The 24997-nt window shown below is 72.9% G+C and carries 28 protein-coding genes; 18 read left to right on the top strand and 10 right to left on the bottom strand.

What is annotated here, in order from left to right; translation table 11 throughout:
* Positions 1 to 15: 15 nt before the first annotated feature.
* The 13 genes from ACFYMM_RS09220 to ACFYMM_RS09160 all read left to right on the top strand — a co-directional run bounded on the left by ACFYMM_RS09220 (position 16) and on the right by ACFYMM_RS09160 (position 9648).
* Positions 16 to 1347: an NAD(P)/FAD-dependent oxidoreductase gene (locus tag ACFYMM_RS09220; RefSeq protein ID WP_388385180.1), complete on the top strand. Its 1332-nt coding sequence runs from the start codon at positions 16 to 18 to the stop codon at positions 1345 to 1347.
* Between the two features lie 95 nt (positions 1348 to 1442).
* On the top strand, positions 1443 to 3290 hold the full coding sequence (locus ACFYMM_RS09215; protein WP_388385179.1) for a transketolase: 1848 nt from the start codon (positions 1443 to 1445) through the stop codon (positions 3288 to 3290).
* A complete protein-coding gene (ligD, locus tag ACFYMM_RS09210; RefSeq protein ID WP_388385178.1) occupies positions 3287 to 4213 on the top strand; it encodes a non-homologous end-joining DNA ligase in 927 nt (308 codons plus the stop codon). Before ACFYMM_RS09215 ends, ligD begins: the two co-directional genes overlap by 4 nt.
* Positions 4214 to 4267: 54 nt before the next feature.
* A complete protein-coding gene (locus ACFYMM_RS09205) occupies positions 4268 to 4690 on the top strand; it encodes a gas vesicle protein (protein ID WP_388385177.1) in 423 nt (140 codons plus the stop codon).
* Positions 4691 to 4765: 75 nt separating this feature from the next.
* Positions 4766 to 5197, top strand: a complete 432-nt coding sequence (locus tag ACFYMM_RS09200) for a gas vesicle structural protein GvpA (RefSeq protein ID WP_388385176.1) — start codon at positions 4766 to 4768, stop codon at positions 5195 to 5197.
* Positions 5194 to 5967, top strand: a complete 774-nt coding sequence (locus tag ACFYMM_RS09195) for a GvpL/GvpF family gas vesicle protein (RefSeq protein ID WP_388385175.1) — start codon at positions 5194 to 5196, stop codon at positions 5965 to 5967. The genes ACFYMM_RS09200 and ACFYMM_RS09195 overlap by 4 nt, the downstream gene beginning before the upstream one ends.
* 4 nt (positions 5968 to 5971) lie before the next feature.
* Positions 5972 to 6235 (top strand): gas vesicle protein GvpG, encoded by a 264-nt coding sequence (locus tag ACFYMM_RS09190; protein WP_388385174.1) that lies wholly within the window; start codon positions 5972 to 5974, stop codon positions 6233 to 6235.
* A complete protein-coding gene (locus ACFYMM_RS09185) occupies positions 6232 to 6933 on the top strand; it encodes a DNA primase (RefSeq protein ID WP_388385173.1) in 702 nt (233 codons plus the stop codon). The genes ACFYMM_RS09190 and ACFYMM_RS09185 overlap by 4 nt, the downstream gene beginning before the upstream one ends.
* On the top strand, positions 6930 to 8072 hold the full coding sequence (locus ACFYMM_RS09180) for an SRPBCC family protein (protein WP_388385172.1): 1143 nt from the start codon (positions 6930 to 6932) through the stop codon (positions 8070 to 8072). Before ACFYMM_RS09185 ends, ACFYMM_RS09180 begins: the two co-directional genes overlap by 4 nt.
* Positions 8069 to 8410, top strand: a complete 342-nt coding sequence (locus ACFYMM_RS09175) for a gas vesicle protein (protein WP_388385171.1) — start codon at positions 8069 to 8071, stop codon at positions 8408 to 8410. The genes ACFYMM_RS09180 and ACFYMM_RS09175 overlap by 4 nt, the downstream gene beginning before the upstream one ends.
* Complete coding sequence (locus ACFYMM_RS09170) at positions 8407 to 9165, top strand: GvpL/GvpF family gas vesicle protein (RefSeq protein ID WP_388385170.1); 759 nt, start codon at positions 8407 to 8409, stop codon at positions 9163 to 9165. Before ACFYMM_RS09175 ends, ACFYMM_RS09170 begins: the two co-directional genes overlap by 4 nt.
* Positions 9162 to 9350, top strand: coding sequence for a gas vesicle protein (locus tag ACFYMM_RS09165; RefSeq protein WP_388385169.1), 189 nt, complete (start codon positions 9162 to 9164; stop codon positions 9348 to 9350). Before ACFYMM_RS09170 ends, ACFYMM_RS09165 begins: the two co-directional genes overlap by 4 nt.
* Before the next feature lie 16 nt (positions 9351 to 9366).
* Positions 9367 to 9648: a gas vesicle protein K gene (locus ACFYMM_RS09160; RefSeq protein WP_388385168.1), complete on the top strand. Its 282-nt coding sequence runs from the start codon at positions 9367 to 9369 to the stop codon at positions 9646 to 9648.
* A 41-nt stretch (positions 9649 to 9689) separates the two neighbouring features.
* Here ACFYMM_RS09160 and ACFYMM_RS09155 read toward each other — a convergent pair whose 3' ends face one another.
* The 3 genes from ACFYMM_RS09155 to ACFYMM_RS09145 form a co-directional block, all read right to left on the bottom strand.
* A complete protein-coding gene (locus tag ACFYMM_RS09155; RefSeq protein WP_388385167.1) occupies positions 9690 to 9860 on the bottom strand; it encodes a hydrophobic protein in 171 nt (56 codons plus the stop codon).
* 42 nt (positions 9861 to 9902) lie between these two features.
* On the bottom strand, positions 9903 to 10724 hold the full coding sequence (locus tag ACFYMM_RS09150) for a class I SAM-dependent methyltransferase (RefSeq protein ID WP_388385166.1): 822 nt from the start codon (positions 10722 to 10724) through the stop codon (positions 9903 to 9905).
* A gap of 111 nt (positions 10725 to 10835) precedes the next feature.
* Positions 10836 to 12335, bottom strand: coding sequence for a bifunctional phosphatase PAP2/diacylglycerol kinase family protein (locus ACFYMM_RS09145; protein WP_388385165.1), 1500 nt, complete (start codon positions 12333 to 12335; stop codon positions 10836 to 10838).
* A 157-nt stretch (positions 12336 to 12492) separates the two neighbouring features.
* On the opposite strand from ACFYMM_RS09145, the gene ACFYMM_RS09140 reads away from it, so the two are divergent.
* Together ACFYMM_RS09140 and ACFYMM_RS09135 are read left to right on the top strand one after the other, a co-directional pair.
* Positions 12493 to 14112 carry an ABC-F family ATP-binding cassette domain-containing protein gene (locus ACFYMM_RS09140; protein WP_388385164.1) on the top strand — a complete coding sequence of 540 codons (1620 nt, stop codon included), beginning with the start codon at positions 12493 to 12495 and terminating at the stop codon, positions 14110 to 14112.
* Positions 14113 to 14173: 61 nt separating this feature from the next.
* A complete protein-coding gene (locus tag ACFYMM_RS09135) occupies positions 14174 to 14458 on the top strand; it encodes a DUF6158 family protein (RefSeq protein WP_388385163.1) in 285 nt (94 codons plus the stop codon).
* 147 nt (positions 14459 to 14605) lie between these two features.
* Here ACFYMM_RS09135 and ACFYMM_RS09130 read toward each other — a convergent pair whose 3' ends face one another.
* From ACFYMM_RS09130 to ACFYMM_RS09110, 5 genes are all read right to left on the bottom strand, one after another.
* Positions 14606 to 16711 carry a catalase gene (locus tag ACFYMM_RS09130; protein ID WP_388385162.1) on the bottom strand — a complete coding sequence of 702 codons (2106 nt, stop codon included), beginning with the start codon at positions 16709 to 16711 and terminating at the stop codon, positions 14606 to 14608.
* Entirely contained in the window at positions 16711 to 17253 is a 543-nt protein-coding gene (locus tag ACFYMM_RS09125; RefSeq protein WP_388385302.1) for a type 1 glutamine amidotransferase domain-containing protein, read from the bottom strand. The genes ACFYMM_RS09130 and ACFYMM_RS09125 overlap by 1 nt, the downstream gene beginning before the upstream one ends.
* Positions 17253 to 17915 (bottom strand): diguanylate cyclase, encoded by a 663-nt coding sequence (locus ACFYMM_RS09120; protein ID WP_388385161.1) that lies wholly within the window; start codon positions 17913 to 17915, stop codon positions 17253 to 17255. The genes ACFYMM_RS09125 and ACFYMM_RS09120 overlap by 1 nt, the downstream gene beginning before the upstream one ends.
* Positions 17912 to 18289 carry a DUF2795 domain-containing protein gene (locus ACFYMM_RS09115; RefSeq protein WP_388385160.1) on the bottom strand — a complete coding sequence of 126 codons (378 nt, stop codon included), beginning with the start codon at positions 18287 to 18289 and terminating at the stop codon, positions 17912 to 17914. Before ACFYMM_RS09115 ends, ACFYMM_RS09120 begins: the two co-directional genes overlap by 4 nt.
* A gap of 88 nt (positions 18290 to 18377) precedes the next feature.
* Entirely contained in the window at positions 18378 to 20174 is a 1797-nt protein-coding gene (locus ACFYMM_RS09110) for a thiamine pyrophosphate-requiring protein (protein WP_388385159.1), read from the bottom strand.
* 528 nt (positions 20175 to 20702) lie between these two features.
* Between ACFYMM_RS09110 and ACFYMM_RS09105 the strand changes: the two genes are divergently transcribed.
* From ACFYMM_RS09105 to ACFYMM_RS09095, 3 genes are all read left to right on the top strand, one after another.
* Complete coding sequence (locus ACFYMM_RS09105; protein ID WP_388385158.1) at positions 20703 to 21032, top strand: hypothetical protein; 330 nt, start codon at positions 20703 to 20705, stop codon at positions 21030 to 21032.
* Positions 21033 to 21157: 125 nt separating this feature from the next.
* Positions 21158 to 22405 carry an aminotransferase class I/II-fold pyridoxal phosphate-dependent enzyme gene (locus ACFYMM_RS09100; protein WP_388385157.1) on the top strand — a complete coding sequence of 416 codons (1248 nt, stop codon included), beginning with the start codon at positions 21158 to 21160 and terminating at the stop codon, positions 22403 to 22405.
* On the top strand, positions 22402 to 23517 hold the full coding sequence (locus ACFYMM_RS09095; protein WP_388385156.1) for an MBL fold metallo-hydrolase: 1116 nt from the start codon (positions 22402 to 22404) through the stop codon (positions 23515 to 23517). Before ACFYMM_RS09100 ends, ACFYMM_RS09095 begins: the two co-directional genes overlap by 4 nt.
* A gap of 3 nt (positions 23518 to 23520) precedes the next feature.
* Here the strand turns inward: ACFYMM_RS09095 and ACFYMM_RS09090 are convergent, their stop codons facing one another.
* A complete protein-coding gene (locus tag ACFYMM_RS09090) occupies positions 23521 to 24132 on the bottom strand; it encodes a DedA family protein (protein ID WP_388385155.1) in 612 nt (203 codons plus the stop codon).
* A gap of 11 nt (positions 24133 to 24143) precedes the next feature.
* The gene (locus ACFYMM_RS09085; RefSeq protein ID WP_388385154.1) at positions 24144 to 24926 is read right to left on the bottom strand and encodes an MBL fold metallo-hydrolase; all 783 of its coding nucleotides are present in this window, start codon (positions 24924 to 24926) and stop codon (positions 24144 to 24146) included.
* Positions 24927 to 24997 lie beyond the last annotated feature (71 nt).

Here is a 24997-nt window from a genome sequence, read left to right as displayed (position 1 = left end):
CGCCGGAGGCACACCGTGACCCGACCCCGCATCGTGATCGTCGGCGCGGGCTTCGCCGGATACCGGGCTGCCCGCACCCTGGCCCGGCTGACCCGCTTCCGGGCCACCGTCACCCTGCTCAACCCCACCGACTACTTCCTCTACCTCCCCCTGCTGCCCCAGGTCTCGGCCGGGATCCTGGAGCCGCGCCGGGTCACCGTCTCCCTGCCCGGCACCCTGCGCCGGGTCCGGCTGGTGCTCGGCGAGGCGGACCGTGTCGACCTCGACGGGCGCACCGTGCACTACACGGACCCCGAGGGCGGCCGGGGCACCCTCGCCTACGACCGGCTGGTGCTGGCCGTCGGCAGCGTCAACAAGCTGCTGCCGATCCCCGGGGTCGCCGAGCACGCGCACGGCTACCGCGGCCTGCCCGAAGCGCTCTACCTGCGCGACCACGTCACCCGGCAGGTGGAGCTGGCAGCCGCCGAGGACGACCCGGTGACGCGCGCCGCCCGCTGCACCTTCGTCGTGGTCGGGGCCGGCTACACCGGCACCGAGGTGGCCGCGCACATGCAGCGGCTCACCGACGACCTGGTGCACCGGCATCCGCTGCGGGCCGGGATGCGGCCGCGCTGGATGCTGCTGGACGTCGCGCCACGGGTGCTGCCCGAGCTGGACGAACGGCTGTCGCGGACGGCCGACCGGGTGCTGCGGGAGCGGGGCGTGGACGTGCGCACGGGCACCTCCGTGAAGGAGGCGACCCATGACGGAGTCCTGCTCACCGACGGCGAGTCGGTCGCCTCACGGACCCTCGTGTGGTGCGTCGGCGTACGCCCGGACCCGCTCGTCGAGGCCACCGGACAGCCGTTGCGGCGGGGGCGGCTGATCGTCGACCCCTACCTCCAGGTGCCGGGCCGGCCCGAGGTGTTCGCCTGCGGGGACGCGGCCGCGGTACCCGACCTGGACCACCCGGGCCGGTCCACCCCGATGACGGCCCAGCACGCCTGGCGGCAGGGCGCGGTGGCCGGACGCAACGTGGCCGCCTCGCTCGGCCTGGCCCCCGCCCCCCGCCCGTACCACCACCGTGACCTGGGCTTCGTCGTGGATCTGGGCGGCGCACAGGCCGCCGCCAACCCGCTCGGGCTGCCGCTGGCCGGCCCACTCGCCGGTGCCGTCACCCGCGGCTACCACCTCGCGGCGATGCCCGGCAACCGCGCCCGGGTCACCGCCGACTGGCTCCTGGACGCCGTACTCCCGCGCCAGGGCGTCCAGCTGGGCCTGGTCCGCTCCTGGTCGGTGCCCCTGGACACCGCCTCCCCGGAACTGGCCCGGACGGCCGGCGGACCACCGGGCCGACCCGACACCTGACCGGCCGCACACGTAACCGGTCGCACACCTGACCGGACCGGTGACACCGGACAAGTCGCCGGACCCCCGCACGGAAACCCCTGCGAAGGAGACTCATGAACACCGCCGAACTCGTCGAACTCGGGCAGCAGCTGCGTGTGGACAGCGTGCGGGCCGCCGCCGCGGCGGAGTCCGGGCACCCGACGTCGTCGATGTCCGCCGCCGACCTCATGGCGGTGCTGCTCGCCCACCACCTGCGCTACGACTTCGAGCGGCCCGACCACCCGGCCAACGACCGCTTCGTCCTGTCCAAGGGACACGCCTCGCCGCTGCTGTACGCGGCGTACAAGGCGGCCGGCGCGATCGAGGACGCCGAACTGGTCACGTTCCGCAAGCTGGGCAGCCGGCTGGAGGGGCATCCGACGCCCCGCCGGCTGCCGTGGGTGGAGACGGCCACCGGTTCGCTCGGCCAGGGCCTGCCCGTCGGCGTCGGCATCGCGCTGGCCGGGAAGCGGCTGGACCGCACCGGTTACCGGGTGTGGGTGCTGTGCGGGGACAGCGAGCTGGCCGAGGGCTCCATCTGGGAGGCCGCCGAGCACGCGGGGTACGAGCACCTCGACAACCTCACCGTCATCGTGGACGTCAACCGGCTCGGCCAGCGCGGCCCCACCCGGCACGGCCACGACCTGGACGCCTACGCCCGCCGCTTCCAGGCCTTCGACTGGCACACGGTCGAGGTCGACGGCCACGACGTCGACGCCGTGGACCGCGCCTTCGGCGAGGCCGAGTCGACCACCGGGCAGCCCACCGTGGTCCTCGCCCGCACCCTCAAGGGCAAGGGCGTCGCCGCCGTCGAGGACCGTGAGGGCATGCACGGCAAGCCGGTGCCCGACGCCGAGGAGGCCGTCGCCGAGCTGGGCGGGCAGCGCGGCCTCGGCGTCCGGGTCGGCGAGCCGCCCGCCGCCCGCATGCTGCACTCCGTCCCCACCTCCGCGCTCGAATTGCCGCGCTACGACACCGGTGACGAGGTCGCCACCCGCGACGCCTTCGGCAAGGCCCTCGCCGCGCTCGGCCACGCCCGCGGCGACGTCGTGGCCCTGGACGGCGAGGTCGGCGACTCCACCCGCACCGAGATGTTCGCCAAGGAGCACCCAGACCGGTACTTCGAGTGCTACATCGCCGAACAGCAGCTGGTCGCCACCGCCGTGGGCATGGCGGCGCGGGGCTGGGTGCCGTACGCCTCCACCTTCGCCGCCTTCTTCACCCGCGCCTACGATTTCGTGCGGATGGCCTCCGTCAGCGGCGCCGGCATCAACCTCGTCGGCTCGCACGCCGGCGTCGCGATCGGCCAGGACGGCCCCTCCCAGATGGGCCTGGAGGACCTGGCGATGTTCCGGGCGGTGCACGGCTCCACCGTGCTGTACCCGTGCGACGCCAACCAGACCGCCCGGCTGGTCGCCGCGATGTCCGGCCTCGACGGCATCCGCTATCTGCGCACCTCGCGCGGCGCCGGCCCGGTGATCTACGGCCCCGACGAGGAGTTCGAGATCGGCGGCAGCAAGGTGCTGCGCTCCTCGGACGAGGACCGGCTGACCGTCGTCGCCGCCGGGGTCACCGTGCACGAGGCCCTCGCCGCGGCCGACGCGCTCGCCGAGGAGGGCATCCGGGTCCGGGTCGTCGACCTGTACTCCGTCAAGCCCGTCGACCGGGCCACCCTGCGCCGGGCCGCCGAGGAGACCGGCTGTCTGGTCACGGTCGAGGACCACCACGAGGAGGGCGGCCTGGGCGACGCCGTGCTGGACGCCTTCACCGACGGGCGGCCCGTGCCCCGGCTGGTCCGGCTCGCGGTCCGTACGATGCCCGGCTCGGCCGCCCCCGACGAGCAGCTGCACGCCGCGGGCATCGACGCCGTGGCGATCGCGGCGGCGGGCCGGCTGCTGGTGGAGGAGGCGGTCGTGCGATGAGCGACGACGTGCGGACGGTACGGGCGGGCCGCCGCACGGTGGCCGTCCACCGGCCCGGAAAGGTGCTCTTCCCCGGCGGCGGGAACGCCAAGGAGTACACCAAGGGCGACCTCGCCGACTACTACCGGGCCGTCGCGCCCTTCATGCTCCCGCATCTGCGCGGCCGCCCGCTGATGCTGGAGCGCCACCCGGACGGCCTGGACAGCCCCCGGTTCATGCAGAAGAACACCCCCGACCACTACCCGGAGTGGATCACCCGGGCCGAGGTCGCCAAGGAGGGCGGCACGGTCACCCATGTCGTGTGCGACGACACCGCCACCCTCCTCTTCCTCGCCGACCAGGCCTGCCTCACCGTGCACCGCTGGCTCTCCCGCACCGGTGGCCTCGACTACCCCGACCGGCTGGTCTTCGACCTCGACCCGCCCGGCGAGGACTTCGCCCCCGTCCGCGAGGCCGCCCGGTGGATCGGCGAACTGCTCGACGACCTCGGGCTGCCCTCGGCGCCGATGACCACCGGCTCCCGGGGAGTGCACCTCGTCGTCCCGCTCAACGGCCACCACGACTTCGACGAGGTACGGCAGTTCGCCCACGACGTCGCCGAGGTGGCCGCCGCCGCCCACCCCGACCGGCTCACCACCGCCGCCCGCAAGAAGGACCGCGGCGACCGTCTCTACCTCGACGTGCAGCGCAACGGCTACGCGCAGACCGCCGTGGCCCCTTTCACCGTCCGCGCCCGGCCCGGCGCCCCGGTCGCGGTCCCCGTCAGCCGGGAGCAGCTCGACGACCCGGCCCTCGACGCCCGCCGCTGGACCATCGCCGACGCCGTCGACCAGGCCCGGACCGACCCCTGGGCAGGACTGCTCGGCCGGGGCCGGGCACTGGGGCCCGCCCGGCGCCGGCTCGAGGCCCTTCGCGAGCGGTGACCGACGGCGAGGTTTGGCCAAGAGCCCAGCGGCCACCCGGAGTGAGAGGTGGCCATGACGAACACAAACAGCACATCAGAGTCCCAGAATTCACGGAACTCCCCCAAAGAGCGCAGAGAGGCCCAGGAACCCACAGAATCCGGAAACGGTGCGGAACGCCCAGAGCGTGAGGGGCGCCCGAAGCGGGCCGAACCGGCGGCCGAGGACCGGCTGAACCCGATGGAAGTGCTGCGCGAGGCGCGGGCACAGCTCACCGAGCTCACCGGTCTCACTCCCGAGTCGGTCACGTCCTTCGAGCAGTCCGAGGACGGCTGGCAGCTGGAGGTCGAGGTCCTCGAACTCGCCCGCGTGCCGGACACGATGAGCCTGATGGCCAGCTACCAGGTGGAACTCGATCCACAGGGCCGGCTCACCGGCTACCGGCGCGCCCGCCGCTACGAACGCGGCCGGTCCGACGCACGCAGGGGCGGCCGTTAGCGGGCCGCACCGACCCATGTCCACAGATCGATCCCTCGACAGACTTCACCCACTCGACGAGGAGGAATGACCGGCATGACCGTTGTCCCGGCACAGCAGTCCGGCGGCGGAGGCGGCAGCAGTGGCCTCTACGACGTCCTGGAACTCGTTCTCGACCGGGGTCTCGTCATCGACGCGTTCGTCCGCGTCTCCCTGGTCGGCATCGAGATCCTGAAGATCGACGTACGCGTCGTCGTGGCCAGCGTCGACACCTATCTGCGCTTCGCGGAGGCGTGCAACCGGCTCGACCTGGAGGCGGGGCCGCGCAAGGACCCGGGCCTGCCCGACCTGGTCGGCGAGGTCACCGAGTCGGGAGCCCGCGGCAAGTCCAAGGGCGCGCTGTCCGGCGCCGCGCAGACCGTCTCGGACGCCTTCAAGCAAGCCCGCGGGGAGCACGCGGAGGAGTCCGAGTCCCGGCCGCGGCCCCGTAAGTCCACGTCCGCCCGCCGGAAGGAGGAGCAGGAGTGAGCACCTACGTCTACGGCATCACGGCCGTCGGCCACGCGGCTCTGCCCGAGGGCATGGGAGGCGTGGGCGACCCGCCCCGCGAGGTGCGCGTCCTCAGGCAGGGCGAGCTGGCGGCCGTCGTCAGCGACGCGCCCGAGGGGCTGCGCCCCAAGCGCAAGGACCTGCTGGCCCACCAGAACGTGCTCGCCGAGGCGGGCGCGGCCGGCTGTGTGCTGCCCATGCGGTTCGGCAGCGTCGCCCCCGACGACGACGCCGTCACCGGCGTCCTCGCCGAACGCGCCGAGCACTACCTGGAGCGACTGCGGGCCCTGGACGGCAAGGTCGAGTACAACGTCAAGGCCAGCCATGTCGAAGAGGCCGTACTGCACCGGGTGATGTCCGAGGACCCCGAGCTGCGTGCCATGGCCGAGGCCAACCGGCAGGCGGGCGGCGGGAGTTACGACGACCGGCTGCGGCTCGGCGAGATGGTGGTGGCGGCCGTCAAGGCCCGCGAGGGCGAGGACGCCCGGGAGGTGCGGCAGGGCCTGGAGCCGCAGGCCGCGGCCACCAGCGCGGGACCGGAGTCCAGCGGCTGGCTCACCAACCTGTCGTTCCTGGTCGACCGCGGCTCGGCGGAGACCTTCCTGGCCGCCGTCGAGCAGATCCGCAAGTCCCACCCGCATCTCGAACTGCGGGTCAACGGGCCCTTGCCGCCCTACAGCTTCGTCGACCCGGGACCCGCCGAGCCGGCGGGCACCACGGCGGGCGGCGTGGGGGCCGGAACGGAGTAGGGCGATGGGTCTGATCTCGGAGGTGCTGCTGCTGCCGTTCGCCCCGGTGCGCGGCAGCGGCTGGGTCATCAAGCAGGTTCTGAACGAGGCGGAGCGCATCTACTACGACCCCGCCACGGTCCGGGCCGAGCTCGCCCGGCTGGAGGAGCGGCTGGAGGCCGGCGAGATCGACGAGGACGAGTTCGACCGGCAGGAGGACGACCTCCTCGACCGGTTGGAGACCGCCCTGAACAGGGGCACGGGACACGGCGACGGGACGTACTCATGAACCGAGTGGGACTGGGCCTCGCGGTAGGGGCCGGATATCTCCTGGGACGCACCAAGAAGATGAAATTGGCGTTCGCGATCGGCTCGCTGGTGGCCGGCAAGCGGATGAACCTCGGCCCGGGGGCGCTGGCGGACCTCGCCAGGCAGCAGCTGCGGGACAACCCGCAGTTCAAGGAGATCGGCGACCAGCTGCGACAGGATCTGCGCGGAGTCGGCAAGGCCGCCTCGGGTGCCATGGTCGAGCGGCAGATGGGCGCACTCGCCGACCGGCTGCACGGCCGGACCGCCCAGGTGCGCGATCAGCTGGCCGGGGTGCTTCCCGGCGAGGACTCCGAGGATGCTGAGGGCTCCGACGAGGAGCCCCGCGGCGAGGCCGACGAGGACGAGGAGCCCCGCGGCGAGGACGAGGAGGCTCCCGAGGAATCCGACGAGGACGAGGAGCCCGAGGAGCCCGAGGAATCAGAGGAGGACGAGGAGAACGAGAGCAGGAGCCGGCAGGAGGAGCGGACCCGCAAGCCGGCGGCGAAGAAGGCCCCGGCCAAGAAGTCCGTGGCCAAGAAGGCTCCGGCCAAGAAGGCTCCCGCCAAGAAGGCGGCGGCCAAGAGGACACAAGGGGCGGCCCGCAAGACGGCCGCGAAGAAGACGGCGGCGGCCGGCTCAGCCAGGCCCCGGCGCCCGAAGGGCGGTGGTGAACGATGACCGAGACCCTCGGATCCGCGGCAGGCCGGGCCACCGGCGCCGCGAAGGACAAGGCCGGACCGCTGACCGACCTCGCTCACAGCGAGGCGGCCGACCGGCTGAAGGCGGAGGCACAGGAATACCTCTCCGCCCAGGCCCAGCGCATGCTGGCCGGTGTCGGCCACAAGCTCGGCGAGACCACCGCCAAGCTGAACGACATCGCCGAGGGCAACAGTCCCGGCTTCGCGAAGCTCGCCCTGGACGGCGGCCGCAAGCTCGCCGAGGGCAAGGGACCCCTGCGTTCCGCGCTCGAACTCGGTGCCTCGCGTGTGAAGGACAATGTGATGGGCGCTTTCAAGAACCTCGGCGGGGGCGGCAGCAAGCGCAAGCGCTCGGCGGGCAAGAAGCCGACCGTCATCATCGAACACATCGACGTCGGCGTACCGCTGCGCACGGCCTACGACCAGTGGACCCAGTACCAGGACTTCAGCACCTTCGCCAAGGGCGTCAAGAGCGCGAACCGCTCCGACGACACCACCAGCGACTGGCAGGCGAAGATCTTCTGGTCCAACCGCAGCTGGAAGGCGAAGACCACCGAGCAGATACCGGACGACCGGATCTCCTGGACCTCGGAGGGCGCCAAGGGCACGACGAAGGGTGTCGTCTCCTTCCACGAACTCGCCGAGAACCTCACCCGCGTCCTGCTGGTCATCGAGTACTACCCCAGCGGACTGTTCGAGAAGACCGGCAACATCTGGCGCGCCCAGGGCCGCCGGACCCGCCTGGACCTGAAGAACTTCGCCCGCTTCATCACCCTCAAGGGAGAGACGGAGGACAGCTGGCGCGGCGAGATCCGCGACGGCGAGGTGGTCCGCAGCCACGAGGACGCGCTCGCGGAGGAAGAGGAAGAGGAACAGGGCGAGGGCGAGGAGCCCTATGGCGAGGAGGACGAAGAGGGCGCCCCGCGCGCCGAGGACGAGGACGAGGACGAAGAGGAGGAGTACGAGGACGAGGAGGAACCCGAGGACGAGGGCGAGCCCGAGGACGAGGGGGCGAACGAGAGGGCCGAAGGCGAAGAGGACGAGTACGAAGGCGAGTACGAGGACGAGGACGAACCGGCGGAAGAGGACGAGTACGCCGGCTCCGGGGGCCGTCGATGACGACGCCCGGCCGGTTTCCCGAGCCCTACGGACAGGGCAGCGGGGCCAACCTCGCCGACATCCTGGAGCGCGTGCTCGACAAGGGTGTCGTGATCGCCGGCGACATCAGGATCAACCTGCTCGACATCGAACTGCTCACCATCAAGCTCCGGCTCATCGTCGCCTCGGTCGACAAGGCCAAGGAGATGGGTATCGACTGGTGGGAGACCGATCCCGCGCTGTCCTCCCGGGCCCGCAAGAACGAGCTGGCCCGGGAGAACGCGGAGCTGCGGGAGCGCCTGGCGCGCCTGGAGGAACTGGAACTGGAGTCGGGGCGCGCGCGGAAGGAGGCACCATGACCGGACTGCGGTACGTCTACGCCGTCTGCCGGCCCTTCGGCGCGGCCCTGCAGTCCCAGCTCAAGGGGATCGGGGGCGCGCCCCCGGCGCTGCTGAACCACCATGGCCTGGTCGCGGTCGTCAGCACCGTCCCGGAGGCCGAGTTCGCGCAGGACGCCCTGCGCGCCCGGCTCGAGGACCTGGACTGGCTGGCCGCCACCGCCCGCGCCCACCAGGGCGTGATCGACGCCCTCACCACCGTCACCACTCCGCTGCCGCTCCGGCTGGCCACGGTCTTCCGGGACGACAGCGGGGTGCGGGTCATGATGGAGGAACGGGAGGACGACTTCCGGCGCGTTCTCGACCGGCTGGAGGGGCGCGTCGAATGGGGCGTGAAGGTCTACGTCGAGGGCGAGTCCGCCGAGCCCGCCACCGAGGGCGAGGAGAAACCCGCCAGCGGGCGGGACTATCTGCGCCGGCGCCGGCAGCGAAGCCACGCGCACGAGGAGAAGTGGCAGCGCGCCGAGGCATTCGCCCAGGCACTGCACGAGAAGCTTTCCGGGCACGCGGAGGATTCCCGGCTGCACGCTCCGCAGAACTCCGCCCTTTCCGGGGCGGCCGGGCAGAATGTGCTCAACGCGGCCTATCTCGTCCCCCGTGGCGACTCCGAGGAATTCGTGGAACTGGTGGACCGTACGAAGGACGACGCACCGGGAATGCGCGTGGAACTCACCGGGCCGTGGGCCGCCTACTCGTTCACCGGGGAGGAGCGGTGACCGTCGTGGAGCGCCGGGAGATCGCGCTGGTCGACCTGCTCGACCGGCTGCTGGCCGGCGGCGTCGTCATCACGGGGGACCTCACGTTGCGGATCGCCGACGTCGACCTGGTCCGCATCGATCTGAACGCCCTGATCAGCTCGGTGAACGCACAGGTCCCTTCCCCCTTCGAGGAGTCCCCATGACGTCCGAGGAGTCCGTATGACACCGCGCAACCGGCTCGACCTCGAACCCGACACCGTCGAGCGCGACCTGGTCAAACTGGTGCTGACCGTGGTGGAGCTGCTGCGTCAGCTGATGGAGCGGCAGGCCGTGCGCCGGTTCGACACCGGTGAGCTGACCGAGGAGCAGGAGGAGCGGATCGGGCTCACCCTGATGCTCCTGGAGGACCGGATGGCCGAACTGCGGGACCGCTACGGACTGCGGCCCGAGGACCTGAATCTGGACCTCGGGCCGCTCGGACCACTGCTTCCCCGCGAGTGAATCCACCCATTCGGTGAATTCAATGGGTACCGGTGGTGAAATCACCACCGGTACCAGCGGCCCCTGCCGCCTGCCGCGCTCGTGCCACGGACCAGGAATCCCAGGAGCCACACCACCAGGACCGCCAGTGCAATCCACCAGAGAATCTTCACCGCGAACCCGGCGCCGAAGAGAACGAGCGCCAGAAGCAGTACCAGCAGGATGGGAACCATAGTCTGAACCTCCTGCATTCCGGGTTTCCCGAAATCCGGGAATCAGGCCGGTTTCCGGCACAGAATTTCTCCGTGCAGTACGGCGAACCAGCCGTCCTCCTGTCGGCCCCACTCCCGCCAGGCCTCGGAGACGGCCCGCAGCCGCTCCGGGCCGGCGTGGCCGCCCTGGACGGCGCGTTCGGCGTAGGCGGTGGCGAGGGTGCGGTCCGCCCACAGGCCGCTCCACCACTCCCGCTCCTCGGGCGTGGCGAACGTCCAGGTGCTGGAGGTGGCCGTCACCTCGGTGAGTCCGGCCGCCGACGCCCAGGACCTCAGCCGGCGGCCGGCGTCCGGCTCGCCGCCGTTGGCCCGGGCCACCCGCCGGTACAGGTCCAGCCAGTCGTCCAGACCGGGTACGGCGGGGTACCAGGTCATCGCCGCGTAGTCCGCGTCGCGGACCGCTATGAACCCGCCGGGCCTGGTGACCCGGAGCATCTCGCGCAGGGCCCGCACGGGGTCGCCGACGTGCTGGAGCACCTGGTGGGCGTGGACCACGCAGAACGTGTCGTCCGGGTAGTCCAGGGCGTGCACGTCGGCGACCGCGAAGTCGACGTTGGCCAGTCCGCGTGCGGCGGCCGTGTCCCGGGCCCGGTCCAGGACGTCCGGCGCGTGGTCGACGCCGGTGACCCGGCCGTCGGGGACCAGGGCCGCCAGATCGGCGGTGATGGTCCCCGGGCCGCAGCCGATGTCCAGGATCCGCATGTGGGGCTTGAGCGAGCCGAGCAGGTACGCGGCGGAGTTGGCGGCGGTCCGCCAGGTGTGCGAACGCAGCACCGACTCATGGTGCCCGTGCGTGTAGACGGCGGTCTCCTGCGGCTTCGGCATGGCTCAACCCCTTGTCCTCGGTGGGTTCACGGTACGCGCGCATGCCGAATGATGAGACCCGCGTTTTACTATGTGGACAGTACGAGCGGGGGCCGCGGGGTCGTCGGCCGGTCAGGGGGTGGAGGGCAGCGGACGGTAGACCGTCAGTGCCTCGGGCAGCTTCTCCACCAGTACGTCGCCGTCCACCTCGGTGACCTCGCCGTCGTACGCGAGGGGCGTGCCCGGCGTGACACCGGTCAGCCGGAGCCGGCCGACCTGGACCGCCGCGTGCGCGGGGGAGCGGGTCAGCGGGCCCGCCGCCGCGGCGGCGAGCAGGCGCAGCGCCGGCTTGCCGCTGCCGTGCACCACCCGCACGTCGAGCAGTCCGTCCGCCAGGTCGGTACGGCGGCCGGGAGCGAGGCCCATCCGGCGGTAGACGCCGTTGCCGACGAACAACAGCCACAGCGGACGTTCCGCGCCGCCGAACCGGACCTCCAGCGGATGCCGGTCCGCGCGCAGGACGCGCAGCGCCCCGAGGACCCCGGCCGGCCAGCCGCCGATCCGGGGCGCCCAGCGCTCCCGCACCCGCACCAGCTCCGGGTAGACGCCCAGGCTGAGGGTGTTGAGGAAGATCCCCTCGCGCTCGCCGGCGACGAACCGGCCGGCGTCCACCCGGACCGCCTCGCCCTGCCGGACGGCCCGGGCCAGCGCGCGTTCGTCCTCCACACCGAGGTCGTAGGCGAAGTGGTTGAGGGTGCCGCCGGGCAGCACCGCCAGCGGCAGGTCGTAGCGCAGCGCGACGGCCGCCGCCGCGTTCACGGTCCCGTCGCCCCCGCACACGCCCAGCACCCGCGCCCGCGCCGCCGCCTTCTCCAGCTCGGCGGCCACGTCCTGGGGCGGGCACTCGACGACCTCCGCCGCCGGCAGCGCCTCGCTCAGCACCCGCACCCGGTCGGCGGTCCCCGAGGCCTGGTTGGCGACGACCACGAGACCCTCGCCCTCCGGCAGCGCCGGGGCGTCGTGGTCGCGCGGCCGGGCGGGCGTGGAGACCTGGGCACGGGTCGGCACCAGCCCCCGTACGGCGAACGCGGCACCGACGCCCAGGGCGGCCCCGGCGAGCACGTCGCTCGGGAAGTGGACGCCCGTGTAGACGCGGGACATGGCCACCGAGAACGCCACCGGCGCCACGACCGCGCCCCACCGCGGGGACTCCAGTGCCACGCCGGTGGCGAAGGCGGCCGCCGAGGCCGCGTGACCGGACGGGAACGACGTGGTGATCGGCTGCCGCTTCAGCTGCCGCACCAGCGGCACCGGGTCCAGCACCGGCCGGGGGCGGCGCACCGAGCGCTTGCCGAGGGTGTTGATGGTCAGCGAGGCCAGGCCGAGGGAGGCCAGGCCGCGGGTGGCGGCCCGGCGGGCGCGGGGGGTGCGGCTGGCCGCCAGCGCGGCCGCCGTGGCGAACCACAGCACGCCGTGGTTGGCGCTCCGGCTCAGCCGCGGCAGCACCCGCTCCGCGCCCGGCCAGTTCCGCTCGGCGGCGAACTCGAACAGCCGGGAGTCGAGCGCGAGCAGCCGTTCCCGCAGGGCGCCGCGGCCGGGCTTGAGGACGGTCAGATCGACATCAGGGCTCATGGCGTTCCGCTTACCCTGAAGCCGCCGTTTCGTGTGTGCCGCCGGTCCACCGACGCGGGAGGATCACCCGGATGCGGCTGCTGCCCGTCCGCGGCGCGCGGCCCCGCGTCCATAACGGTTTGCCCCGGCCCGCCGGCACCTCGGAGAATGGCTCCCCATGGGACACCTGGAAGCCGCGCATCTCGAGTACCACCTCCCCGACGGGAGGGCCCTGCTCGGGGACGTCTCCTTCCGGGTCGGCGAAGGCGCCGTCGTCGCGCTGGTCGGCCCCAACGGCGCGGGCAAGACGACCCTGCTGCGGCTGATCTCCGGCGAGCTGAAACCGCACGGCGGCACGGTCACCGTCACCGGCGGCCTCGGGGTGATGCGCCAGTTCGTGGGGTCCGTACGGGACGAGACGACCGTACGGGACCTGCTGGTGTCGGTGGCGCCGCCCCGCATCCGGGAGGCGGCGAAGGCGGTCGACGAGGCCGAGCACGCCCTCATGACCGTCGACGACGAGGCCGCGCAGCTGGCGTACGCGCAGGCCCTCGCCGACTGGGCGGAGGCGCGCGGCTACGAGGCCGAGACCCTGTGGGACATGTGCACCACGGCCGCGCTCGGGGTGCCGTACGAGAAGGCCCAGTGGCGGCAGGTGCGCACGCTGTCCGGCGGCGAGCAGAAGCGTCTGGTGCTGGAGGCGCTGCTGCGCGGCACCGACGAGGTGCTGCTGCTCGACGAGCCGGACAACTACCTCGACGTGCCCGGGAAGCGGTGGCTGGAGGAGCGGTTGAAGGAGACCCGCAAGACGGTCCTCTTCGTCTCCCACGACCGTGAACTCCTCGCCCGCGCCGCCGAGAAGATCGTCTCGGTGGAACCCTCGCCGGCCGGCGCCGACGCCTGGGTGCACGGCGGCGGTTTCGCCACCTACCACGAGGCCCGGCGGGAACGCTTCGCCCGCTTCGAGGAGTTGCGCCGGCGCTGGGACGAGAAGCACGCCCAGCTGAAGAAGCTGGTGCTGAGCCTGCGGCAGGCCGCCAGCATCAGCCACGAGCTGGCCTCCCGCTACCAGGCCGCCCAGACCCGGCTGCGCAAGTTCGAGGAGGCGGGACCGCCGCCCGAGCCGCCGCGCGAGCAGGACATCACCATGCGCCTGAAGGGCGGCCGCACCGGCGTGCGGGCCGTCACCTGCCAGGGCCTTGAGCTGACCGGCCTGATGAAACCGTTCGACCTGGAGGTCTTCTACGGCGAACGGGTCGCCGTCCTCGGCTCCAACGGCTCCGGCAAGTCGCACTTCCTGCGCCTGCTCGCCGGGGGCGACGTCGCGCACACGGGGGAGTGGAAGCTGGGGGCGCGGGTGGTGCCCGGTCACTTCGCCCAGACGCACGCCCACCCCGAGCTGGAGGGACGCACCCTCCTCGACATCCTGTGGAAGGAACACGCCCAGGACCGGGGCCCGGCCATGTCGCGTCTGCGCCGCTACGAGCTGACCCAGCAGGCCGAGCAGACCTTCGACCGGCTCTCCGGCGGCCAGCAGGCCCGCTTCCAGATCCTCCTGCTGGAACTCCAGGGTGTCACCGCGCTGCTCCTCGACGAGCCGACCGACAACCTGGACCTGGAGTCCGCCGAGGCCCTCCAGGAGGGACTGGAGTCCTTCGAGGGGACGGTCCTGGCGGTCACCCACGACCGCTGGTTCGCCCGTTCCTTCGACCGCTACCTGGTGTTCGGCACCGACGGCCGGGTCCGGGAGACCCCGGAGCCGGTGTGGGACGAACGACGGGTCGAACGGGTGCGCTAACCGCTCGCATGCGGAGGCCCGGCGGGGCGGATGTTCGTACAGTGGATTCAGGAACGCGAGGATGAACCACGACGAGCGGGGCACCACCATGACCGGAGTCGACCCCAGCCGGCTGGACGACCAGCAGCTCATGAAGGAGCTGGAGACCATCCACCGCACGCGTCACGACACTCTGCTGTACGGCTCGAACGACGCCCTGCGGGCCCACAACGAGCGCATGGCGCAGCTCGAGGGCGAGTATCTGCGCCGCAATCCGCGCCGTCTGGTCAGCGCCGCCCGCACTCGGGAGGGCGCCCGGGAGCGCGGCTGCGGCGAGGCGGCGACCCCCGGCCCGTCCGGCACCTGAAACGCCCGTCCGGCACCTGAAACGCCCGTCCGGCACCTGAAACGCCCGTCCGGCACCTGAACGCCCGTCCCGCCCCTCAGGCGACCCGAGACCCGAACGGCGCGGGCCGGCCCCCGGACGTCCGGGGGCCGGCCCGCGGGGACGGGTTCAGCAGCGCGTCGGCGGGCGGTCCCAGTGCCGGTGGGCCGCGATCGCCGATACGAACGCCTGCACGAAATCCGCACCGGCCGTGCCCGGCGCGGTGTCCGTGACCACGCCCCGGTCGCTGACCACGTGGTGGAACTCCGCGGACAGCCTCAGTCCCGCGGGCTCCAGCGACGACAGGATCCCCACGCCCGAACCGAGCGCCCCGACCGGCTTGCCGTGCCGGTAGGCGTCGCGGACGAACCGCACCACGTCCGGATCGGCGGCGAGCGCCGGGGTGCCCGTCGGGCCACCGGGCAGCAGGACCGCGTCGTACAGCACCGACGCGACCGTCGGCAGCGCCCGGTCGACCGCGTACCGTTCCCCGTCGGCCCCCGTCACCGTGCCGTCCTCGGCCGCCAGCGCCTCCACGACCGCGCCCTCGGCGGCCAGCGCCTCGCGCACCGACGTCACCTCCTCGGCGGCCACCCCGTCGGCCACCAGCACCGCGATCTGCCGGGTCCGGATCGAGCCGTCACCGCCCAGCGCCCGAAGGCTCAGTGCCGGCGAGACCTTCTTGCCCGGCTCCACGCCGTTCGCCGACGGGGCGGGCACTCCGATGCCACGTGCCACCTGCTCCGCCAACTCACCGTCCACCTTGGCCAGTTCACCGACCGTCCGGGCCCGCACCGCCCGCGCGTCGACCTTGCCCAGCTCGAACCGGAAGGCCGCCACGATGTGCTGCTTCTCCCAGTCGGACATGCTGTTCCAGAACATCGCCGGCTGGCTGTAGTGGTCCTTGAAGCTCTCGCTGCGCCGCCGGATCGTCGCACCGTCCACCCGCTCGGCATAGTGCGTGTACGCCGAGCCGCCTGCCCCGGCATGCGCCGGGCAGCCGCCGCCGAGCGAGTTGGGGAAGTAGTTGGTGCCCCGGTGGATGGCGCTCTGGTGGTAGCCGTCGCGCTGGTTGGTGCGCACCGGCGCCACCGGCCGGTTCACCGGGATCTGCGCGAAGTTGGGCCCGCCCAGCCGGATCAGCTGGGTGTCCAGGTAGGAGAAGTTACGGGCCTGCAGCAGCGGATCGTTGGTGAAGTCGATGCCCGGCACCACGTTGGCCGTGTGGAAGGCGACCTGCTCGGTCTCGGCGAAGAAATTCTCCGGGTTGCGGTCCAGCACCATCCGGCCGATCGGCCGCACCGGCACCAGTTCCTCCGGGATAATTTTCGTGGCGTCCAGCAGGTCGAAGTCGAACGCGAACTCGTCCTCCTCCGGCACCAGCTGGACCCCCAGCTCCCACTCCGGGAACTCGCCCGCCTCGATAGCGTTCCACAGGTCCCGCCGGTTGAAGTCCGGGTCGCGGCCCTGGCACTCCTGCGCCTCGTCCCACACCAGCGAGTGCACACCCAGCTTGGGCTTCCAGTGGAACTTCACGAACGTGCCACGCCCGTCGGCGTTCACGAACCGGAACGTGTGCACGCCGAAGCCCTGCATCATCCGGTAACTGCGCGGGATCGCCCGGTCCGACATCAGCCACATGATCGCGTGCAGCGTCTCCGGCTGCAGCGAGACGAAGTCCCACAGCGTGTCGTGCGCGGACGCGCCGGTCGGGATGTCGTTGTGCGGCTCCGGCTTCACCGCGTGCACGAAGTCGGGGAACTTGATGCCGTCCTGGATGAAGAAGACCGGGAAGTTGTTCCCCACCAGGTCGTAATTGCCCTCCGACGTATAGAACTTGGTGGCGAAACCGCGCACGTCCCGCACCGTGTCGGCCGAGCCCCTGGGACCCTGCACGGTGGAGAACCGCACGAACACCGGAGTACGGACCGACGGGTCCGCCAGGAAGGCCGCCCGGGTGAACTCCGCGCAGGACTCGTACGGTTCGAAGAAGCCGTACGCTCCCGCGCCCCGCGCGTGCACCACCCGCTCCGGGATCCGCTCGTGGTCGAAGTGGGTGAGCTTCTCGCGGAAGTGGAAGTCCTCCATCAGCGTCGGCCCGCGCTCGCCGACGGTCAGCGAGTCGTCCGTGTGGTCGACCTCGACGCCCTGGTCCGTGGTGAGCGGACCGGCCGCCGGATCGCCGGCCCGGAACTCCTCGCGCTGCTCCTGCTTGCGGTTCGCCGGGGTGCCCATCAGCCGGCCCCCTCGGAGAAGACGTGCAGGAACGCGTCGCAGAACGCCTTCAGATCGTCCGGCTTGCGGCTGGTGACCAGCGTGTTGGACCCGTGGTCGCAGATTTTCACCTGCTCGTCCACCCAGGTGCCGCCCGCGTTGCGGATGTCGGTGCGCAGACTCGGCCACGAGGTCAGCACCCGGCCCCGTACGACGTCCGCCTCCACCAGCGTCCACGGCGCGTGGCAGATCGCGGCGACCGGCCGGCCCTGCTCGAAGAAGTCCTTCACGAACGCGACGGCCTTCTCGTCCGTCCGGAGGAAGTCCGGATTGGCCACACCGCCCGGCAGCACCAGCCCGGTGAACGAACCGGCCGAGGCCTCGCCCACCACCTCGTCGACGGGGAACGTGTCCGCCTTGTCCAGATGGTCGAAGGCCTGGATCTCCCCGGCCTCGGTCGACACCAGCACCGGTTCGTGCCCGGCGTCCAGGGCGGCCTTCCAGGGCTCGGTCAGCTCCACCTGCTCGACGCCCTCGGGCGCCGTCAGAAACGCGATACGCATCATGTCCTCTTTCCGTCGCCGGCCCGCCGCTGCGGGCTCTCGCCCCGGGCGCGCCTCTTCCTTGCCTTGGCCGCGCGCCGGCAGCGCAGCAGTTCCTCGCCGTACGGCAGCAGCACACAGGCGCCGACGGCCACACCGATCCCCGCCAGATAACCCGGCGACAGCGGGCGCCGGCGCGGCACGAGCCGCCAGGCGTCCGGGTCCCCGCGGCCGCCGCGCAGCAGCGACCGCACCTGGTCGGCGTGCAGACACATCAGCGAGGCCAGCCCGCCGAACGGCAGCGACTCCAGAAAGCTGTGGACGTGCTGCTCGACGGGCCTGACCTCACGGTCGCTGTGCACGGCCGTGCGGACGTCCCACAGCGCGGTCGCCTCGTGCACCGCCGCCGCGCCCAGCTGCACGCTCAGCAGCAGCGGGTTGACCTCGTAACGCAGGGTCAGCGCGATGGGGACGCCCACCTCGGCCATCATCAGCGAGTGGATCAGGGACTCCCTCGTCCCCGCCGTCTCCTCGATGCGGGTGCGCCGGTGCATCGCCCAGTCCGCCAGCCCCGGCAGGAACCAGCCCGGCAGCAGCCCGTACAGCAGGAACCGGGTGGTGGCGTCGCCGACGTCGACTGCGCGGCCGGTGGCGCCGGTGCCGGCGGCCTGCCCCTGGCTCATTCGCCGCCCACCAGCGCCTCCGCCAGTTGCTGCGCGTTGGTGTACCGGTCCGAGTGCGGCAGCCGCGCCACCGCGTCGGCCAGCGCCCCCGGCGCGTTGCGGCGGCGCAGCGCCCGCGCCAGCTCGGCCGGCCCGGCCGGGAAGGCGCCGCGCCCCAGGATCCTGCCCAGTTCCAGCCGCACGGTCGCCAGTGACGCACCGGACTGGCCGGGGGCCACCGAACCCGCCCACAGCTCGGGGTCGTCGTCGGCGGTGGGTTCCGGGTCGTGCCACTCCTCGGTCCGCGTCGGGTGCCCGGACCTCAGCAGGCCCTGCAGCTCGTGTTTCATCTCGTCGTCCCGGTGGACGCTCAGCCGGTCGCTGCCTCGCTGCATGTCTCCCTCCAGATCCTCTTGGGTCCGCACCGCGTACCCGAGGACCGGACCCCGACACGGACCGCGCCGGTCGGAATCCGGTCCGTCGCTACTGCTTCTCCCGGCCCGGCAGGAACTCCTGCACCTTGGCCTTCAGACCCTGCTTGATCATCGAGCCGCGGTCGGCGTCGCCCTTGAGGATCGAGGCGGCCGTGGCCTCCATCTGCTCCCAGGTGGCGTGCGGCGGAATGGGCGGTACGGCGGGGTCGGTGAGGAACTCGATCACCACGGGCCCGTCCGCCTCCAGCGCCGCGCGCCAGCCCGCCTCCACGTCGCCCGGCTTCTCCACCCGGATGCCGGTCAGGCCGAGGGTGCGGGCGAAGGCCGCGTACTGCACGTCCGGGATCTCCTGCGAGGGCAGGAACGACGGGGCGCCCTCCATCGCGCGCATCTCCCAGGTCACCTGGTTCAGGTCGTGGTTGTTCCACACCGCGAACACCAGACGCGGATCCTGCCAGCGGTCCTGGTACTTCGCCGCCGTGATCACCTCGGCCAGCCCGTTCATCTGCATCGCGCCGTCCCCGACCAGTGCGATCACCGGCCGGTCGGGGTGGGCGAACTTCGCGCCGATGGCGTACGGGACTCCGGCGCCCATCGTCGCCAGCGTCCCGGACAGCGAGCCGCGCATGCCCGGCCGCATGGTGATGTGCCGCGCGTACCAGTTGGCCACCGAGCCGGAGTCGGAGGTGAGGATCACGTCGTCGGGCAGCAGCGGGTCCAGAGCGGCGGCCACGTACTCGGGGTTGATCGGGTCGGCCGACTGCCGCGCCCGCCGGTCCATCACCTCGTGCCAGCGCCGTACGTTCGCGCACACGGTGTCGTACCACTCGCGTCCGCCGCGATCGGTCTCCAGCATGGGGATCAGCTTCTGCAGGGTCGCCCTGGCGTCACCGACGAGGTTCACCTCGTACGGGTAGCGCATGCCGACCATGTGCGGGTCGATGTCGATCTGCACGGCCCGCGCCTTGCCGAACTCCGGCATGAACTGGGTGTACGGGAAGGAGGAGCCGATGGTCAGCAGCGTGTCGCAGTCCCGCATCAGCTCGTACGAGGGCCGGCTGCCCAGCAGACCGATCGGGCCGGTGACGTACGGCAGCTCGTCGCTGAGGGCGTCCTTGCCCAGCAGCGCCTTGGCGACGCCCGCGCCCAGCAGCTCGGCGATCCGCTCCACCTCCGCCGCCGCGTGCGCGGCACCCTGGCCGATCAGGATCGCCGGCTTGTCCCCGGCGTTGAGGACGTCCGCCGCCCTGCGCAGCGCTTCGTCGGCCGGGGTCATCGTCCACTCGCTCAGGCCCAGGCTGGAGGGCACCATCTTGAACTCGTGCGTCGGCGCCGAGTAGTCCAGCTCCTGGACGTCACCGGGGATGATGACCGCGGTCGGGCAGCGGCGGGCGTAGGCGGTGCGGATGGCCCGGTCCAGCACGTTGGGCAGCTGCTCGGGCACGGTCACCGTCTCGACGAACTCCGAGGCGACGTCCTTGAACAGCGTGTGCAGGTCGACTTCCTGCTGGTAGGAGCCGCCCATCGCGGTGCGGTGCGTCTGGCCGACGATCGCCAGCACCGGTACGTGGTCGAGCTTGGCGTCGTACAGGCCGTTGAGCAGGTGGATCGCGCCCGGCCCGCTGGTCGCCGCGCACACCCCGAGCCGCCCGCTGAACTTGGCGTATCCGACCGCCTGGAACGCGGACATCTCCTCGTGGCGGGACTGGATGAAACGGGGCTTGTCCTCGGCCCGGCCCCAGGCGGCGAGCAGCCCGTTGATGCCGTCGCCCGGATAGCCGAAGACCTGCTCCACGCCCCATTCGCGCAGTCGCTGCAGGACGTGGTCGGAGACCTTGGTGCTCATGAAGGGACCTCCCGGGGGAGTGCGGGGCGGACGATGCGGTCAGCAGGGTCCGAGTCACCTGCGGGGAGGGCGGAAAACCTGTGCGGGCCGGGGACCGTGCCGTCGGCCGTGCGTCCCGCGGGTCACCCGCCCGGCCGTTCGCGTCCCGCTAATGGGGTCCGGCGGCGCGCGGGGCCCGGCCGGGCGGGCTGTGATGGCAACGGAGGCACGACCGCTGTCCCCACTCCCTGTCGCCGAGGAGCTCCCGTCATGCGCCGCACCGCTCACGCCCTGTCCGTCGCCGTCCTGGCCGGTGCGGCCCTCGCCATAGCCACACCGTCGGCGGCCCCCGCGGACGTCCGCCCCGGCACCACCGCCACGGCTCCGGGGGGAGGGGGACGGCAGGGGAGCGCCGTGCCCGGAACGGTGGGCGGTGGCGAGCAAGGCGGACAAGGTCGGCAAGGCGGGCAACCGGGCCAAGGTGATCAAGGGGGACCAGGCGGGCAAGGGGGTGCTGGTGTGCAAGAGGGCCCGGCTGGGCAGGGTGGCATGGATGGCCCGGGCGGACTGGGCGGGCTGGAGGGGCTGGGTGGACAGGACGGGCAAGGGGGTCACGACGGCCTGGAGGGCCGGAACGACCAGGGTGTCCAGGACGGCCAAGGCGGCCAGGGTGGGCGTACCGGTGAGACACCGGAGTGCCGCGACTCGCGGGACGCCTCCTGCGCGCCGCCCACCGTGCAGCGCGGCGTGGAGGCGGGGGAGGGCGGCACCTTCACCGGCTCCGTACCAGCGCTGGTCGCCGGCGGCGTGCTGATGGCGGCGGCCTGCGCCGGCGCGCTGTACCGGCTCTTCGGCCGCAGGACCGGCGCCGAGGGCTGAGACGGGGCACGGCCGGGAGTGTGACGCGGGCGACTCGCACCGGCCGCCATGGACCGGCCGGACCCCGGGTACCAGCGGCCCGGACGAGGACAGCACAGGGCACCACGGACTGCGCGGAGGCGAACATGCGGCGGACGGACCCCGAGGGCCATGGTCCCGTCCGCTACGGGCCGCACCTGCCCGACGACGGCCTCCCCGTCCTGCCCGAACTCTCCGCCGTACTCGCCGCGGCGGCGAACCGCACCCGGGAACAGCCCGTCGGAGGCGGACCCGCCCTGCTGGAGGCCGCCTGCGGCTACTGGGAGCGGCGCGGACTGCCCTGCCCTCCCGCCGGCGTGGCCTGCGGCCCCGGCGCCCCCTCGCTGCTGCTCGCGCTCACCGCCGCGCTCGGCGGCGACGTCCTGGTGCCCCGCCCCTGCGCCGCCTGGTGGGCACCGTACGCCCGGCTGCTGGGCAGGCCGGTCTTCCACGTGCCCACCCCGGCCGAGAGCGGTGGCGTCCCCGACCCGTACGCCCTGCTGGAAACCGTCCGCCGGGTCCGCGCCGAGGGCGGCGAACCGCGCCTGCTGGTGCTCTCCGTGGCCGACGACCCCACCGCCACCGTCGCTCCGCCCGAACTGCTGCACGAGACCCTGGAGGCGGCCGCCGCCGAGGGACTGCACCTGGTCAGCGACGAGACCTGGCGCGACACGCTGCACGCCCCGCACGACACCGTGCTGCTCAGCCCCGCCGAGATGCTGCCCGACCGGGTCACCGTCGTCACCGACCTGGCCGGCTCCCTGCTGCCGCCCGGCTGGCCGGCCGCCGTCGCCCGTTTCCCCGAGGACGAGACGGGCCGGGCACTCCACGCGCGTGTGCTCGACATCCTCACCGCCCTGGGCGCGCGCGTCGCCGGCCCGGTCGCCGCCGTGGCCGGGTACGCGCTCGGCGAACCCGAGCCGGTCACCGAACGCCGCGCCGCCACCGTGCGCCTGCACGCGCGCGTGGCCGCCGCCGCGCACGCCGCGGTCGTCGCGGCCGGCGCGCCGGCCCGCCCACCGCAGGCCGGCCGCCACCTGTACGCCGACCTCGGCCCGCTGCGCTCCGCGCTGGAGGCCCGGGGCGTCGGCGACGCCCAGGAACTGGAGGACTTCCTCACGGCCCGCCTCGGCATGCCCGCGCCCGGCGGCCACCGCTTCGGCGACGACCTCGGTGCGCTGAGGGTGCGGCTCGCCACGGGGCCGCTGCTGGGCGGCACGGACGAGGAACGCATGGAATGCCTCGATTCACCCTCGCCGTTGGAACTGCCACACGTGCAACGCGCGTTGATCTCCTTGAGGTCGGCCTTCGACGATCTCCGCGACGACGCTCAGCGACGGGAGCCCCCTCGATGACGCAGCAGACGGAACAGACGCAGCACCGGGAACGGGGGGAGCAGGGGGAGCAGGGAGAGCGGTCCGGGCCCGCCGTCCCGACGACCGCGGTCGCCACCACCCCCGCGCCACCCCCGCTCGCCGCCCCCCGCCCCCTGGCCGAACACCGGGTCTGGCCGCGGTCCTTCCACGACCGGCTCACCGCCCCGCTGCCCGGCCTGAAGGCCCTCGCCCGCTTCGCCCGCGAGGGCGCCGTACGCCCGGGCCCGGAAGGCCTCGCGGACATCCCCCGACTCCCTTACGAACCCGGCCCGCTGCCCCGCGTCGACGCCCGCACCCTCGCCGTCTCCTGGGCCGGGCACGCCAGTTGGGTCGTGCGGATCGGCGGCCTGACCGTCCTCACCGACCCCGTCTGGTCCCGCCGTATCCTCGGCACCCCGGCCCGCATCACGCCCGTCGGCATCCCCTGGGACGCCCTGCCGCCCGTCGACGCGGTGGTCATCAGCCACAACCACTACGACCATCTGGACGCCCCGACCCTGCGCCGGCTCCCGCGCGAGACCCCGGTGTTCGTGCCGGCGGGCCTCGGCCCCTGGTTCCGCCGCCGGCGCTTCACCGCCGTCACCGAACTGGACTGGTGGGAGGCGGCCGAACTGCGCGGCGTCCGCTTCGACTTCGTCCCCGCCCACCACTGGTCCAAGCGCACCCTCACCGACACCTGCCGCTCCCTGTGGGGCGGCTGGGTCCTCACGGCACCCGACGGCCGGCGCGTGCACTTCGCCGGCGACACGGGCTACGGCCACTGGTTCTCCCGCATCGGCGCCCGTTACCCCGGCATCGACCTCGCCCTCCTGCCCATCGGCGCCTACGACCCCCGCTGGTGGCTCAGCGACGTCCACTGCGACCCGGAGGAGGCGGTACGGGCGGCCCAGGACCTGGGCGCGCGGAGGATGGCGCCGATGCACTGGGGCACGTTCGTGCTGTCGGCGGAGCCGGTCCTGGAACCGCTCACCCGCGTCCGCACGGCCTGGGAGAAGGCGGGACTGGCCAGGGAGGACCTGTGGGACCTGCCGGTGGGCGGATCACGGGTGCTGGAATCCGGCGGCGGGCAGGACGGCGGCAGGCCCTGGTAGACCCTAGGCGGTCGTCGTACGGCGGATCCGGCGCCAGAGGCTGGGCAGCGCGCTGACCAGCACGGTCAGCGCGATCGCCGCCACCACGCCCTCCCACGGCTCGCTGAACAGCGACCCGCCCAGGATCCCGATCAGCTGGTACGTCGCCGCCCAGGCCACACAGGCCGGCAGGTTGCCGCGGGCGAACCGACGCATCGGCCACTTCGCCATCAGACAGGCCAGCATCACCGGTATCCGCCCGGCGGGCACCAGCCGGGACAGCACGAGCACCGCCACCCCGTGCTCGGTGAGCTTCTCCTGGGCCTGCGCGAGCCGGTCCTCGGGCGCCCGCGACCGGATGGCCGCCAGCCACCGGGAGCCGTTCTCCGACTTCATGCCCCGGCGCCCCAGCCAGTACAGCGCCGCGTCCCCGAGGAACGCCGCCACCGACGCGGTGACGAGCAGCAGCACCAGCGTGAACGGCGCCGTCCGGTGGAAGGCGACCACGGCCGCCGAACTCACCAGCGCCCCCGTCGGCACCACCGGGACCAGCGCCCCGAACAACACCAGCAGGAACAGCGACGGATAGCCGACCGCCTGCTGGGTGGACTCGGTCGGCACCAGCGTCGCGCCCACCGCGAGCCACCTCACTTCACGCCCCCCAGCCGCACGCTCTGCCCGTGCCCCAGCTTGTGCACCCGCACGCCCGGCGCGTACTGCGCCGCAAGGCGCACGAACTCATCGCCCGGCGCGTGGAATTCATGGGGGCGCACGGCGTCCATGCCGATCGGCCAGTACGTGCCGTAGTGCACCGGCACCGCACCGCGCGGCGCCAGCCGGGCCAGCGCCCGCGCCGCCCGCCCCGCGTCCAGATGCCCCTCGCCGAGGAAGGGCCCCCAGCCGCCGACCGGCAGCAACGCCACGTCGACCGGCCCGACCTCCTCGGCCATCTCCTCGAACAGACCGGTGTCCCCGGCGAAGTAGGTCCGTGCCCGGCCCTCGACGACGTACCCGAGCGCGGGCGAGCGGTGCGGCCCGACCGGCAGCCGCCGCCCGTCGTGCCGCGCGGACACCGCCCGAACGACGAGGTCACCGACCTGAGTCAGGTCCCCGGGGACCACCTCGCCGATCCGCAGCCGGCGCAGCCGGGCCAGCCGGCGCAGTCCCCCGACCGCCCGGGACGCGCCCCGGGGGACGAGCAGGCGGGTGCCCGGGGCGAGCGCCGCCAGCGAGGGCAGATGCAGATGGTCGGCGTGCAGATGGGAGACGAGCACCAGGTCCGCGCGGCGGGCCTCGGGCGGGGGCGGGGCGCCCCGCCGACGGCGCAGATGGGCGAGCCTGCGGGCGAACAGGGGATCGGTCAGCACACGTATGCCCGAATCCTCGACCGTGCAGGTGGCGTGACCCCACCAGGTGATCTCCACCGGCACCCTCTTTGCCTCCTTCGCGTGACTCCCCGAAGCCTACGGGCAGGAGTAGGGTCGGCGGCGAAACCCGGAGG

Source organism: Streptomyces sp. NPDC006739 (genome assembly GCF_042869815.1).
Lineage (GTDB): Bacteria > Actinomycetota > Actinomycetes > Streptomycetales > Streptomycetaceae > Streptomyces.
Note: the sequence above shows the minus strand (reverse complement) of the source record. Positions and strands in the feature narration are given on the sequence as shown.

Coding starts and splice junctions, on each gene's coding strand:
- ACFYMM_RS09215 (WP_388385179.1), top strand. CDS start 1,443: ATGAACACCGCCGAACTCGTCGAACTCGGGCAGCAGCTGCGTGTGGAC.
- ligD (WP_388385178.1), top strand. CDS start 3,287: ATGAGCGACGACGTGCGGACGGTACGGGCGGGCCGCCGCACGGTGGCC.
- ACFYMM_RS09205 (WP_388385177.1), top strand. CDS start 4,268: ATGACGAACACAAACAGCACATCAGAGTCCCAGAATTCACGGAACTCC.
- ACFYMM_RS09200 (WP_388385176.1), top strand. CDS start 4,766: ATGACCGTTGTCCCGGCACAGCAGTCCGGCGGCGGAGGCGGCAGCAGT.
- ACFYMM_RS09190 (WP_388385174.1), top strand. CDS start 5,972: ATGGGTCTGATCTCGGAGGTGCTGCTGCTGCCGTTCGCCCCGGTGCGC.
- ACFYMM_RS09185 (WP_388385173.1), top strand. CDS start 6,232: ATGAACCGAGTGGGACTGGGCCTCGCGGTAGGGGCCGGATATCTCCTG.
- ACFYMM_RS09180 (WP_388385172.1), top strand. CDS start 6,930: ATGACCGAGACCCTCGGATCCGCGGCAGGCCGGGCCACCGGCGCCGCG.
- ACFYMM_RS09175 (WP_388385171.1), top strand. CDS start 8,069: ATGACGACGCCCGGCCGGTTTCCCGAGCCCTACGGACAGGGCAGCGGG.
- ACFYMM_RS09170 (WP_388385170.1), top strand. CDS start 8,407: ATGACCGGACTGCGGTACGTCTACGCCGTCTGCCGGCCCTTCGGCGCG.
- ACFYMM_RS09160 (WP_388385168.1), top strand. CDS start 9,367: ATGACACCGCGCAACCGGCTCGACCTCGAACCCGACACCGTCGAGCGC.
- ACFYMM_RS09155 (WP_388385167.1), bottom strand. CDS start 9,860: ATGGTTCCCATCCTGCTGGTACTGCTTCTGGCGCTCGTTCTCTTCGGC.
- ACFYMM_RS09150 (WP_388385166.1), bottom strand. CDS start 10,724: ATGCCGAAGCCGCAGGAGACCGCCGTCTACACGCACGGGCACCATGAG.
- ACFYMM_RS09145 (WP_388385165.1), bottom strand. CDS start 12,335: ATGAGCCCTGATGTCGATCTGACCGTCCTCAAGCCCGGCCGCGGCGCC.
- ACFYMM_RS09140 (WP_388385164.1), top strand. CDS start 12,493: ATGGGACACCTGGAAGCCGCGCATCTCGAGTACCACCTCCCCGACGGG.
- ACFYMM_RS09135 (WP_388385163.1), top strand. CDS start 14,174: ATGAACCACGACGAGCGGGGCACCACCATGACCGGAGTCGACCCCAGC.
- ACFYMM_RS09130 (WP_388385162.1), bottom strand. CDS start 16,711: ATGGGCACCCCGGCGAACCGCAAGCAGGAGCAGCGCGAGGAGTTCCGG.
- ACFYMM_RS09125 (WP_388385302.1), bottom strand. CDS start 17,253: ATGCGTATCGCGTTTCTGACGGCGCCCGAGGGCGTCGAGCAGGTGGAG.
- ACFYMM_RS09120 (WP_388385161.1), bottom strand. CDS start 17,915: ATGAGCCAGGGGCAGGCCGCCGGCACCGGCGCCACCGGCCGCGCAGTC.
- ACFYMM_RS09115 (WP_388385160.1), bottom strand. CDS start 18,289: ATGCAGCGAGGCAGCGACCGGCTGAGCGTCCACCGGGACGACGAGATG.
- ACFYMM_RS09110 (WP_388385159.1), bottom strand. CDS start 20,174: ATGAGCACCAAGGTCTCCGACCACGTCCTGCAGCGACTGCGCGAATGG.
- ACFYMM_RS09105 (WP_388385158.1), top strand. CDS start 20,703: ATGGATGGCCCGGGCGGACTGGGCGGGCTGGAGGGGCTGGGTGGACAG.
- ACFYMM_RS09100 (WP_388385157.1), top strand. CDS start 21,158: ATGCGGCGGACGGACCCCGAGGGCCATGGTCCCGTCCGCTACGGGCCG.
- ACFYMM_RS09095 (WP_388385156.1), top strand. CDS start 22,402: ATGACGCAGCAGACGGAACAGACGCAGCACCGGGAACGGGGGGAGCAG.